Below are 12,384 nucleotides of genomic sequence, written 5' to 3'. Positions count from 1 at the left end.
CTGGAGGCCCGTCGGACGGGGGCGGCGGGACGGTGCGCCGGTCGTCCCGGATGCGCGTTCACGCTTCGACCATTGCAACGCTCGGCGGCATTACATTGCGTTGACCTCATCAACATTGCAACGATTTAAAGGCCGTGAGCTGCATAAATAGCACCACTACGCAACGAAGACGTTGCGCCCCACCCGAACGCAACGTAGCGTTTCTCATGTCAGAAACCCCCGGGGCAACGCCCGGGGTCACCGTCCCAGAGGAGCCGGAACCGTCATGCAGACCTTCGCCGCCACCGCCCCCATCACCGCCGTCCTCGACATCCCCGCCGGCCGCGTCCAGCTCATCGCCGCCGACCGCGCCGACGCCACCGTCGACGTCCGCCCCGCGAACCCCGCCAAGAGCCGCGACACCAAGGCCGCCGAGCGCGTCCAGGTCGCCTTCGCCGACGGCGTCCTGCGCATCGAGACCCCCGCGCCCGAGAACAAGCTGTTCGGCAGCTCCGGCGCCGTCGAGGTCACCGTCCAGCTCCCCGCGGGCTCCCGCGTCGAGGCCCGCGCCGCCGCCGGCGACCTGCGCGGCGTCGGCCGCCTCGGCGACGTGACCCTGGAGACCGCCCAGGGCCAGGTCAAGCTCGACGAGGCCGCCAGCGCCCGGGTCAGCGTCCAGGACGGCGACATCCTCGTCGGCCGCCTCGACGGACCCGCCGAACTCCGCACCATGCGCGGCGACATCAAGGTCGGCGGCGCGGTGCGCGGCGCGGTCGAGCTGCGCACCCAGAAGGGCGACATCGACGTCACCGCCGTCCGGGGCGCCTCCGCGACGCTCGACGCGGGCACCTCGTACGGCCGCGTCAGCAACGCCCTCGCCAACACCGCCGGCGCCGCCGCCGAACTCACGATCCGCGCCACCACCTCGTACGGCGACATCAGCGCCCGAAGCCTGTGAGGGGGCGTTGCCCCGACTGGTGGAGCGGCGAATCGGTTCGTCCGCCCCGCCCGGGTGACCCCTCGCGGGTCCGGCCCGGCGCGGCGGACCCGACGGCCCCAGCCTGGGCGGCACGCGGGCGGCCCGGACCACCCCGGGCTTCCGCCCCGCCCCACCCAGCCGCCAAGGAGAGTCCCCATGAGGACGTTCGCCCGTCTCGTCACCGCAGCCGCCTGCACGGCCGCCGCGGCCCTCACCCTCGTCCCCACCGCCCAGGCCGCCCCCTCCGCCGGGCCCACCGCGCAGGCCGCCGCCGGCTGCCGCTACTACTACACGAGCTACTTCCGGGGCCCGAACGGCGAGAAGACCGGCAGCGGCGAGTACGCCGAGGGAGACGTCGACCCCGAGGGCCGCGTCTGCCGCAACGGCTGGTGGGTGTACGCGGGCGAGCTCGACGGCTAGACCACCGGCCGGACCCGCGCCCGAACGGGGGCCGCGCGGGCGGGGGCCGCAGGGGAGGGCGGGCGCCCGGTGCCGGGCAGTTCGCACCACACCGTCTTCCCGTACGGCCCCTGCTCCACGCCCCACCGCAGCGCCAGCGCCTCCACGATCCCGAGCCCCCGCCCCGACTCGGCCCCCGGCCCGGACTCCTGGAGCACCGGCCACACCCTCGGATCCGGGTCGGTCACCGCGAGCCGCGTCCGCCCCTCGCGCGTGGCCTCCACCCGTACGGTGACGGGGGTGCCCTCGCCTACGTGCTGGATGACGTTCGTCAGCAACTCGCTGACGCAGAGCCGCAGATCGTCCCCCTCCACCATCCGGCGCACCTCCGGCACCGCCTTCGGGATCGCGATCAGCTCGACCGAGAACGGCAGCGTCACCCGCCGGCCGCCTTCCGCAGCACCTCGACGAGCTGGCGTGCGGTCGCCACGTCGCAGTTGCCGAGCGCGACGAGCGGGGGCCGGACGCTCCACCCCGCGAGCGTCACCGCGTCCACCCCCAGCGAGGGCAAGGTGATGCCGTGACCTGCGAGAGCGGTACGGAGGGCTTCGACGTCGGGCCTGATGTCGTCGGTCATGCGGGTTCCGCCTTTCGTTGCGTGCCGTGACGAACCCCTCACACGCTGCCGCGCCGCGCCCTACCGTGGAAGGGTTTCCCGCTCCACGACGCAAGGTGCGAAAGGCGGTCCTGAACGGTGGCTGCGCGCAAGGAGATCGACGGTTCGGCGAGCGTTCCGCAGTTCTACGGGAAGGAGCTCCGCTTCAAGAGGGAGCAGGCCGGCCTGACCTTGGAGGGCTTGGTCGAGGGCAGTTTCTTCGGAGTGACGTACCTGAGCGAGATCGAGCACGGGAAGCGGCGGATGCCGCTGGATCTGGCCCGGCACGTGGACCGGACGCTCGGGACTGATGGCTTCTTCGAGCGCCGCTGCGAGGACGTCCGCAAGGCGAAGCAGGGAGCCCATGCGGCGTACTTCGCTGCGATCGCGGAGGCGGAGAAGCGGGCGCTGGTCATCGAGGAGTGGTGCAACGTCCTCATCCCTGGCCTGCTCCAGACCGCCACGTACGCGAAGGCCGTCATCCGCTCGACGCATCCGCTGCACACCCCGGACGAGGTGCAGGCCAAGATCGACGCCCGACTCAAGCGGGCGACGCTCTTCGAGGACCCGAGGAAGCCCGAGTACTGGGTGATCCTCCACGAGTCACTGGTACGCAATCCCACGATCCCCGCTGTGGACATGGCAGAGCAGCTCGACCACATCGCAGCCCTCGCGCGGCGGGGCCGTGTCGTTCTTCAGATCCTTCCGTGGAACGCGGCGACCCAGCCCTTCACGGCCCTCACGCTCCTGTTCATGGAGTTCGAAGACGAGCCGCCACTGCTGTACACGGAAGGGCCGTACCACGGGCAGACGGTCGACGATCCGGCCATCGTGAGGCAGTACCGCAGGGCATACGATCAATTGAGGGCCGCCGCTTTGCCGCCGGAGGCGTCCCTCGCCCTGCTCGAAGAAGCGGCTGAGGACTACCGACATGGCCAGCAACGCCCTTGATCTGACCCTCGCCGTCTGGCGCAAGAGCAGCTACAGCAACGGGGACGGCGGCAACTGCGTCGAAGTGGCTGAAGGCTTCGCGCACTGGCGTAAGAGCAGCTACAGCAACACCACTGGCGGCAACTGCCTCGAAGTACGCGACGACTCCCCCGGCCTCGTCCCCGTCCGCGACTCCAAGCGCCCCCACGGCCCCGTGCTCGTCGTCTCCGCCGCCGCGTGGGCGCCCTTCGTCGCGGCGGTGAAGGCGCGCGGCTAGGCGGCGCCCTGGTCGTTGACGCCCCGTTACTTCGCGGCGCGGGACGGCGTTCGGGCGGGCTGATCTCGTGCTCCGCTCCCCGTGAGGGGGAGCCGGGAAGGGCGCGGAGTATTGTCCGGGGCATACGACGGGGGGTTGTTGACACGTGTTGACTCGGGGGATGCGGACGAGGGTCCGCGTTGATGCTCGACGCGCGGCGGCCAGGAGTTCCCGCGCTCGCGGGGCATCGTGACCGTGCCCGTACGTCCCCGTCTTCCCGGCGACGGCGTGACACCCCCTTCCCCGCCCGCTCGGCACCGCGGCGCACCGTGCCGCACCGGCACCACCGCCCGCTGTGCCGCGTCCCGACCGAAGGACCTCACGCACGCATGAGAACCGCACTCGCACGGCGCACCACCGCCCTGACTCCCCTCCTGGCCCCGGCCCTCGCCGCCGCCCTGCTGCTCCCGGCGGCCACCGTCCAGGCGGCGCCCGCCGGGCCCGAGCCGCTGCTCTACGGCGAACTCGCCCCGGAAGGCACCTTCACCACCGCCCCGCCCGCCAACACCTGGTGGTCCTCCACCGGCTCCGCCCCGGACTACTCGGGCGGCACCATGAAGACCTCCGTGGGCACCGACAAGCCCAACCAGTGGGACGCGATGCTGGGACGCGACGGCGTACGGCTGCGCGCGGGCGCGCTCTACACCCTCTCGTTCGACGCCCGGTCGTCCGCCCCGGCGAACATCCGGGCCACCGTCCAGCAGTCCAGCGGTTCCTACATCGCGCCCCTCAACCAGCCCGTCACCCTGGACACCACGAGCAAGCGCTACCAGTGGACCTTCCGCTCCACGATCGACACGACGACCGGCGTGGGGGGCCAGATCACCCTCCAGGTCGGCGCCCAGACCGCGCCCCGGACGTTCACCTTCGACAACGTGTCGCTGACGACCTCGACGGCGCGTGAAGGCTTCTTCGTCGACCCCGGGTCCAACGCCCGCACGTGGGTGGGCGCCAACCCGGGCGACGCCCGGGCCTCGAAGATCGGCACCCAGATAGCCGACCGGACCACGGTGAAGTGGTTCGGCGGCTGGAACACCGCCATAGAGGCGGACGTGGACGCGTACGTGGACAAGTCCACGGCCGCCGGCCAGCTCCCGACCCTCGTCGCCTACAACATCCCCGGCCGGGACTGCGGCGGCGCCTCCGGTGGCGGCGCGGCCGACGCGGCGGCGTACAAGACGTGGATGGACGGCTTCATCGCCGGCATCGGCAAGCGCCCCGCGATCGTCATCCTGGAGCCGGACGCCGTCGCCCAGGCGGATGTCGAGGAGAACTGCCTCACGCCGGAGCGCCGCGAGGCCCGTTTCGACATGCTCTGGTACGCCAACCAGCACCTCGACGCGCAGGGCCCGTACGTCAAGACGTACCTCGACGCGGGCAACGCGACCTGGACGCTGGGCAAGCAGCGCCAGGACGACCCGGCCGACCGGGGCATAGGACTGAGCGACATGGCCGACATGCTGGGACGCTCCGGCATCTACCTCGCCGACGGCGTGTCCGTGAACGTCGCCAACTACCACTCCACGGACATCTCCAACGACTACGGCCGCCGCCTCGCCGCGCGCGTCAAGGAGCGCCTGGGCGTCGACACGACCTGGGTCGTCGACACCTCCCGCAACGGCAACGGCGCCTACACGATCCCCGGCGACGAGAGCAGCGGCCAGGTCGCCTTCTGCAACCCGCCGCAGCGCAAGCTCGGTTCGGCCTCCCGCGTCGGTGAGGGGGGCGCCGCCTACTACTTGTGGATCAAGAACCCGGGCGACTCGGACGGCCGTCACGCCGACGACGCCCGCTGCCCGGCGAGCGGGCCGCAGTACAAGGCCGGCTCCTTCTCGCCGGAGTTCGCGGTCCGGCTGATCGACGGCAGCTGACCGGCCACACCACCGCCCACCGCCCACGGCCCCCGGACCGTGGGCGGTGCCCGGGGCACGGCCCCAGCGCCAAGTCCCGTACGCGGCCCGCCGGGCCCGGCACCGGCTTCGCCGGGGACCGATGAGTTCTCGTGGGAGTGCCGGTCTTACTTCATGACTGGCGCGCCCGCACCGGTGACCGCGAACGAGACCCGGCATCCGACACGGGCATCCGACACTCGACATCCGACATCCGACATTCGACATTCGACATTCGAAGGACTCCCCCCATGCGCACTCTCATCAGCTCCGCCTTCATCTCCCTCGACGGCGTCGTGGAGGCCCCCGGCGGCGAGCCCGGCTACCGGAACTCCGGCTGGACGTTCAAGCACACCGCGTTCCTGCCCGAGGCGTTCGAGATCAAGGAGCGCGAGCAGAAGGAGGCCGGGGCGGTGCTGCTGGGGCGGACGAGCTACGAGGCGTTCAGCCCCGTGTGGCCGGACATGGAGGACTTCGCGCGCTACAAGACGCTGCCGAAGTACGTCGTGTCCACCACCCTCGCCGAGGGCGACCTGGTCTCCAACTGGGGCGAGACCACCATCCTGCGCTCCCTCGACGAGGTCGCCGCGCTGAAGGAGACCGAGGGCGCGCCGATCATCGTGCACGGCAGCGCCACCCTGAACCGGGCGCTGTCCGACGCGGGGCTCGTCGACCGCTACCACCTGCTCGTCTTCCCGCTGCTGCTCGGCGCGGGCAAGCGGCTGTTCAGCGGCGCCGACAAGGACGTCCAGAAGCTGACGCTGGTCGAGAGCGAGACGTACGCGAACGGGCTCCAGAAGCAGGTCTTCGACGTGGTGCGGTGACCGCCCTCGCGGCCGTCGCGGCGCGGTCACCCGTCGTGAAATCCCCTTGCTCCCATGGGACTCAGGGACCTCAATGGACTCGGTATGTCACACACGCCTCTTCCGTAGTCCGTGTTCCGTCCCAGGGGGGACCTCTTGCACTCCGTCCATGCCGGGAAACCGGCGGGCCCACCGCGCGCGCTCACGCTGATCGCGCTGATCGTCGCGGTGATCGCGTCCGTGCTCGGACCGGTCGCCACCGCGTCCGCCGCCGCGCCGACGCCCGCACCCGCACCGTCGAAGGCCGCGCCCAAGGCCGGGCCCAAGGCCGCCGCGCCGAAAGCCACCGCCGCCCAGGACCGCGCCCTCGCCGCCCGGCAGATCGCCGAGGGCGGGCTCGCGGACACGTGTTCCGGGCCGATCGCGCCGAACACCGTCCACACCTGCGCCGCCTGGCCCACCGGGAACGCCACGTCCTACACGCTCGACGTGCCGCGCGCGAAGGACATCGTGTTCGCGCAGGTCGTGAGCACCAGGCAGCACAGCGCCTACCTCTCGCTGACCGCTCCCGACGGCACCGCCGTCACCTGTGACCGGCCCGACTACGTCGGCGCGCACCGCTGCCCGACCGCACAGGCGGGGACGTACACGTTGAAGGTGTGGGAGACCTCGGCCTCGGGCGGCGGGTTCTCCGTCTCGTACCAGGCACTCCTGTCCGACGCCTCGTGCGCCCCGGTGGCGGACGCCGACACCGCGCTCGCCCGGCCCGCAGTCCGGGCGGTGAGCCTCGCGGCCGGTTCGACGGGCACCTGCTACGCGCTGCCGACGGGCACCGGTGAGGTGCTGCGCCTGACGCACAGCGACTGGCGGGTCTCGCAGACCGTGTACGACGCGGAGGGCGCCCAGATCTGCTCGACGCGCGACGCGAACTACTCCGTGGACTGCGCGCTGTCCGGCACCGCGCCCTACCGCCTGCTGGCGGCCGAGCGCGCGGCGGCGGCCACCGACCTCACGCTCACGACGGCCCGCCTCTCGCACCCCAGCGGCTGCCCCGTCGTCGAGCCGCAGGCGTACGGGGCGGTGCCCGACGTGACCGGCACGGCCCGCTGCCGCGTGCTGCGGGTCCCGGCCGACGGCCCGTACCTCTTCGGCACCGTGGACGGCCAGGACGAGAACCCGGCCGCACTCGACGGCAGCCTCCACCGCGCCGACGGCACCCCGGTCTGCTCGCCGGAGCCCACCACCCCCTGCCGGCTGACCGCCGGTGACTACACCTGGGCCCGCAGCGCCGCCACCCTCGGCGACACCGACGCGTACGGCCTGTGGTTCCTGGCGACCGCGCAGGCCCAGGGCTGCACGCCGGTCAAGGACGACGGCTTCGCCTCCGGCCCGGCGACGGGCTCCTTCACGCGCGTCGGGCAGGCGCTGTGCCTGAGCCTGCCGACCGCCTCCGGCCGAGGTCTCTACCTCATCGACCGTGCCACCGCCGAGGACGCCGCCCACCCGACCGTGCGGGTCTACGACGCCAAGGGCGAGGCCCAGTGCGCCGACGAGGGCGCTCCGACGACCTGCAAGCTGACGGGCACCGCCCCGTTCCGCGCCGTGCTGACCACGAACGCCACCGGCGCGTACGCGCTGGCCGTCCAGCGCACGGCCGAGGGCGCGGGCTGCGTCCCCTGGGCCCAGTCCGGCTTCGGGAACACCTGGGGTGCCCAGACCACGCTCGCCACGGGCGAGACGGCGTGCCTGTCCCTCGCGGCCGGCGCGCACTCCACGGCCGAACTGCTCGACTACACCACCGAAGAGAACCAGGTGAGCGCGGCGCTGCGGATCCACGACGCGGCGGGCAACGAGGTCTGCACCACCAGCGGCGACTCGACGACGACCTGCCGCCTGACCGCGGGCGCCCCCTACACGGCGCTGCTCACGCGGACCCGCTTCGGCACCGACACGTACAAGCTGGTCCGCCGCGACATCTCCGCGACGGCCCGCTGCGCGGCGCCCGCGTCGCTGAAGACCGGCGGCCCCTCCACCCCGTACACCCTCCGCGGCGACCTCGACGCCACCTGCATGCGGGTGACGGCGGCGGCCACGGACAAGCTGTGGCTGTCGGTCCGGACGCCGGGCGCGGCCTACCGCACCGGCGCGGTCCTGGGCGTCATCGACGGCGACGGCGCGATGAAGTGCCGTACCTGGGGCACCGCCGGCGCCTGCCGGGTCTCCGGCGCCACCTCCTACCTCGTGTACGTGCTCGCCCTCGGGTACGACGAGACGCCGATCGCCTCGTACACGGACACCTGGCGCATCGGCACGGCCTCCGGCTGGGCGCCGGAGTGCACCGCGAACAAGGTGTCGGCGACCGGTTTCACCCCGCGCAGCGCAGTCCTGACCGAGTCGGCGACGGCGTACTGCGCGGTGCTCGACATGAAGCCGAAACAGCGATTCGACGTGTACGGCGTGGACAGCACGACGAACGGAGCGGATCCGACCGTCGCCCTGCTGGCGGACAACGCCTTCGGCAGGACGACGGACTTCTCGTACCAGTGCACCAGCTACGGCTCCTTCCACGTCAACTGCTCGACCAACGACTCCGCGCCCACCGGGCAGTACGCCTTCGTCGTGACCGCCGGACAGGCGCCCACGCCGTACGAGTTCACGATGCAGGGCGTCTGCGGCCGGAGCTGCGGCACTCCCCCACAGCCCGACGTGTCCGCGCTGAGCCGCACCAGCGGTCCGGCCGGTACCGCGCACGCGGTGGAGCTGTACGGCTCCGGGCTGACGCTGGGCACCGAACTCAGGCTCCGCAACGACTCCACGACCGGCGAGACCTGGCGCCACCAGGTGGTGTCGATCGCGCCGGACGGGACCTCCATGAAGGTGCTGCTCGGCACAGGCGACCTGCCGCCCGGCCGCTACGACCTGGTCGTGGGCGACGGGGGCTACACCTCCGGCACCCGCTCCCCCGGCTACCTCCCGAACGCCTTCACGGTGACGGAGGCCCCGGCCGCCGCGCCGCCCGGGCGGTTCGTGCCGGTCGCGCCGAAGCGTTTCCTCGACACGCGGAACGGCACCGGCGCGCCCAAGGCGAAGGTCGGCGCGGGCGGCACCGTGAAGCTGAAGGTCGCCGGGGTCAACGGCGTCCCGGAGACGGGTGTCTCGGCGGTCGTCATGAACGTCACCGCCGTCGCGCCGAGCGCCAGCGGCTTCCTCACCGTCTACCCGGACGGGCGTCCGGCGCCCTCGGCGTCGAGCCTCAACTACACGGCGAACCGCACCCTCTCCAACCTGGTGACGGTGGCCGTCCACAACGGCACCGTCGACCTGCGCAACAGCGCGGGCACGGTCGACGTCGTCGCCGACGTGGCGGGCTACTACACGACGGCGGAGGGCGCGGGCTCGGTGCTCACGTCGACCGACCCGACGCGCTTCCTCGACACCCGTAACGGCACCGGCGCGCCCAAGGCGCGGGTCGGCGCGGGCGGCACCGTGAAGCTGAAGGTCGCGGGGGTCCGGGGCGTCCCCGCCACGGGGGTCACCGCCGTCGTCGTGAACGTCACCGCCGTCGCCCCGACCGCGAACGGCTTCGTGACCGTCTACCCCGGCGGGCAGGCCGTCCCGACCGCGTCGAACATCAACTACTCGGCCGGGGAGACCCTCCCCAACCTGGTGGTCGTGCCGGTGGTGAACGGCTCGGTGGAGCTGCGCAACAGCACGGGCGCGGTCGACCTGCTCGCGGACGTGACGGGGTACTTCTCCGCCACGGGCGCGGCGTTCACCGCCGCCGAGCCGGTCCGGCTGCTCGACACGCGCAGCGGTCTCGGCGCGCGGGCCGGGGCCGTCGGCCCCGGCGGCGTGGTGAGTATGCGGGTCTCCGGCGTGGCCGGGGTCCCGAGCGAGGGCGTCACCGCGGTCGTCCTGAACGTGACGGCCGCGGCCCCGACGGCCGGCAGCTACCTGACCGTGTCCCCGCACGGCAGGCCGCGCCCGGCGGTGTCCAACCTCAACTACCCGGCGGGCCGCACGATCTCCAACCTGGTGGTCGTCCCGGTCGTCGACGGGCGGATCACCTTCACCAACCACACGGGCGGCGTGCAGGTCATCGCCGACCTGAACGGCTGGTACAGCGGCTGACGGTGTACGTCGCCGTCTCCGGGGAGGGCCGGACCGCTTCCGCGGTCCGGCCCTTCGGCGTTCCCGGGCTCTCACCGCAGTTTCTCCGCGACCCCCGGCGTCGGCCAGCGCGGTGTCCCCGCCCGTCGCGGGTCGGTGATCCGTGGCGTCATGGAACGCCAAACTAAACCGATCGGTTCATCTCGTCAAACCAAACGGTTCAGTCTTGACACTGAACTGAATGGTGTAGTTCATTCTTGGCATGACCTCCACCGAGCGCACCGTCACCCGCATCGCCCGCCCCTTCCACACCTACGAGGGCGCCGGCTTCCCCGTCCGCCGCCCCTTCCCCACCGCCGAACTCCCCTTCGTCGACCCCTTCCTGATGGTCGACCAGGTCGGACCCGTCGAGCTCGGCCCCGGCGAGGCCAAGGGCGCGCCCCCGCACCCGCACCGCGGCTTCGAGACGATCCAGTACGTCCTCGACGGCGACATCGCCAACGCCGACTCCCGAGGCCACCGCGCCGTCGTCCGGAGCGGCGGGGTGCAGTGGCTGACCGCCGGGTCCGGGATCGTCCACGAGGCCCTGCCCACCGAGGAGTTCCTCGCCTCCGGCGGGCGCCAGCACATGCTCCAGATCTGGCTGAACCTCCCCGCCCAGCTCAAGTCCCTGCCGCCCCGCAGCCAGAACGCCGAAGCCGCCGAGCTCCCCGCCGTCCCCCTCCCCGACGGCTCCTCGCTCACCGTCCTCGCGGGCACCACCCACGGAGCCACCGGCCCGTTCGCCACGCACACCCCCGCCCTCGTCGTCCACGCGCGCCTCGCGGCGGGCGGGCGCGCCGAGTTCAGCGCGCCCGCCGGGCACAACGCGATGGTGTACGTGCTGACCGGCGCCGCCTCCGTCGGCGGCGAGGACCTTCCCGACGGGCACCTCGCGCTGCTCGCCCGCGACGGCGAGCACTTCACCGTCCGGGCCCCCGGCACGGCGGCCGAGGTGCTGGTCCTCGCGGGCGAGCCGATCGGCGAACCGGTCGCCCGCAGCGGCCCGTTCGTGATGAACACCGCCGCCGAACTCCGCCGGGCCGAGAAGGACTTCGCCCAGGGGCTGATGGGGCGGATGCCGGCATGAGGCGCACCGGGACCGTCCTCGCCGGGGCGGGGCGGCGGGCCGACGTGTCAACCCCCGCGCCCGCCCCTGCCCCCACGACCGCGCGTACGCCCCTTCGTCTCCCCCTCCGCCACGCCCTCGTCCCCGCGCTCTTCGTCGCCCCCGCCTCCATGGGGATCTCCGGGCCGAGCCTCGTCCTGCCCGAAGCCGCCCGCGCGCTCGGCGTCTCCGCCGGGGCGGCGGCCTGGCTCATGACCGTGACCGGGATCGGCATGGCCCTCGGCACGCCCCTGCTCACCGCCACCGCCGGACGGCGCGGGCCCGGCGGGACCGCCAGGGCCGGGGCCGTCCTCCTCGCCCTCGGCGCGGCGCTCGTCCTGCTCGCCGGGGGCGCCGGACCCGCCGGGCTACCGCTCTCCCTCGCCGGGCGGGCCGTCGAAGCGGTCGGGGCCGCCGGAGTCACCGTCACCGCCTTCCGGCTCGCCGCCCTCGACCGCTCCGGCCGGGCCGCCGGGATCGTCGCGATCGGCAGCGCCGCCGGCGGCACCCTCGGGCTCTTCGCGGGCGCCGCCGCCGGCCACGCCGCGGGCTGGCGGGCCGCGCTCGTGCTGCCGCTGCTGAGCCTCCTCGCCCTGCCCGCCGTCCTGCGCCGCACCGGCCACACCGCTCCGGCCGCTCCCCGCACGGCCCCCGCCCGCCCCCTCGCCCTCCTCCGCGCCCCGGCCCTCCCGGCCGCCGCCGGGCTCATGCTCGCGCTCTCCACCGTCAACTTCGCCCTGCTGTACGGCGCCCCGCGCCGCGTCGCCGCGCTCACCGGCTGGACCCCGGTGCACACCGGGGCGGTCGCCGGGCTCGCCGCGCTCGCCGGGGCGCTGCTCTCCTGGCGGCTGGTCCGGCTCGCGCCCCGGCTCGGGGCGCGCCGCACCCGGGCGCTGCTCGCCGCCGCCTCCGCCGCCGCGCTCCCCCTCGCCGCCCTCACCCCGTGGCCCGCCGCCGTCCTGCTCGGCTCGGGGCTGAGCGCGCTCGCGACGGCGGGCGGCCAGGGCGCCCTGCTCCCCGCCGCGCTGCGGGGCCTCGCCGAGGACCGGCACGGCGCCGCGGTCGGGCTCTTCAACCTGGCCTTCCTGTCGGGTGTGGCCCTCGGCCCGGCCCTGGCGGCGACGGCCCTCGGCTGATCGCGCCACCTCCCGGAGGTCCGAACCGAACCGTTCAGTTC

At 73.4% G+C, this 12,384-nt stretch carries 11 protein-coding genes; 9 read left to right on the top strand and 2 right to left on the bottom strand.

The window, feature by feature from the left end:
* Positions 1 to 265 precede the first annotated feature (265 nt).
* The gene (locus tag ACZ6J5_RS00900; protein ID WP_469386322.1) at positions 266 to 937 is read left to right on the top strand and encodes a DUF4097 family beta strand repeat-containing protein; all 672 of its coding nucleotides are present in this window, start codon (positions 266 to 268) and stop codon (positions 935 to 937) included.
* 177 nt (positions 938 to 1,114) lie between these two features.
* The gene (locus ACZ6J5_RS00895; protein ID WP_469386320.1) at positions 1,115 to 1,378 is read left to right on the top strand and encodes a hypothetical protein; all 264 of its coding nucleotides are present in this window, start codon (positions 1,115 to 1,117) and stop codon (positions 1,376 to 1,378) included.
* Here ACZ6J5_RS00895 and ACZ6J5_RS00890 read toward each other — a convergent pair.
* Entirely contained in the window at positions 1,375 to 1,797 is a 423-nt protein-coding gene (locus ACZ6J5_RS00890; RefSeq protein WP_469386318.1) for an ATP-binding protein, read from the bottom strand. The two genes, ACZ6J5_RS00895 and ACZ6J5_RS00890, sit on opposite strands and share 4 nt — an antisense overlap.
* Complete coding sequence (locus ACZ6J5_RS00885) at positions 1,794 to 1,994, bottom strand: hypothetical protein (RefSeq protein ID WP_469386316.1); 201 nt, start codon at positions 1,992 to 1,994, stop codon at positions 1,794 to 1,796. The genes ACZ6J5_RS00890 and ACZ6J5_RS00885 overlap by 4 nt, the downstream gene beginning before the upstream one ends.
* Before the next feature lie 117 nt (positions 1,995 to 2,111).
* Between ACZ6J5_RS00885 and ACZ6J5_RS00880 the strand changes: the two genes are divergently transcribed.
* The 7 genes from ACZ6J5_RS00880 (at position 2,112) to ACZ6J5_RS00850 (ending at position 12,343) form a co-directional block, all read left to right on the top strand.
* Entirely contained in the window at positions 2,112 to 2,963 is an 852-nt protein-coding gene (locus tag ACZ6J5_RS00880; protein ID WP_469386314.1) for a helix-turn-helix domain-containing protein, read from the top strand.
* A complete protein-coding gene (locus ACZ6J5_RS00875; protein WP_469386312.1) occupies positions 2,944 to 3,219 on the top strand; it encodes a DUF397 domain-containing protein in 276 nt (91 codons plus the stop codon). Before ACZ6J5_RS00880 ends, ACZ6J5_RS00875 begins: the two co-directional genes overlap by 20 nt.
* Positions 3,220 to 3,587: 368 nt before the next feature.
* Entirely contained in the window at positions 3,588 to 5,129 is a 1,542-nt protein-coding gene (locus ACZ6J5_RS00870; protein WP_469386310.1) for a glycoside hydrolase family 6 protein, read from the top strand.
* A 269-nt stretch (positions 5,130 to 5,398) separates the two neighbouring features.
* Entirely contained in the window at positions 5,399 to 5,971 is a 573-nt protein-coding gene (locus ACZ6J5_RS00865; RefSeq protein ID WP_469386308.1) for a dihydrofolate reductase family protein, read from the top strand.
* A gap of 135 nt (positions 5,972 to 6,106) precedes the next feature.
* Positions 6,107 to 10,081, top strand: a complete 3,975-nt coding sequence (locus tag ACZ6J5_RS00860; protein ID WP_469386306.1) for a hypothetical protein — start codon at positions 6,107 to 6,109, stop codon at positions 10,079 to 10,081.
* Positions 10,082 to 10,322: 241 nt separating this feature from the next.
* Positions 10,323 to 11,189, top strand: a complete 867-nt coding sequence (locus ACZ6J5_RS00855) for a pirin family protein (RefSeq protein ID WP_469386304.1) — start codon at positions 10,323 to 10,325, stop codon at positions 11,187 to 11,189.
* Positions 11,186 to 12,343: an MFS transporter gene (locus tag ACZ6J5_RS00850; protein WP_469386302.1), complete on the top strand. Its 1,158-nt coding sequence runs from the start codon at positions 11,186 to 11,188 to the stop codon at positions 12,341 to 12,343. Before ACZ6J5_RS00855 ends, ACZ6J5_RS00850 begins: the two co-directional genes overlap by 4 nt.
* Positions 12,344 to 12,384 lie beyond the last annotated feature (41 nt).

Source organism: Streptomyces sp. NPDC042100, assembly GCF_055582325.1.
Note: the sequence above shows the minus strand (reverse complement) of the source record. Positions and strands in the feature narration are given on the sequence as shown.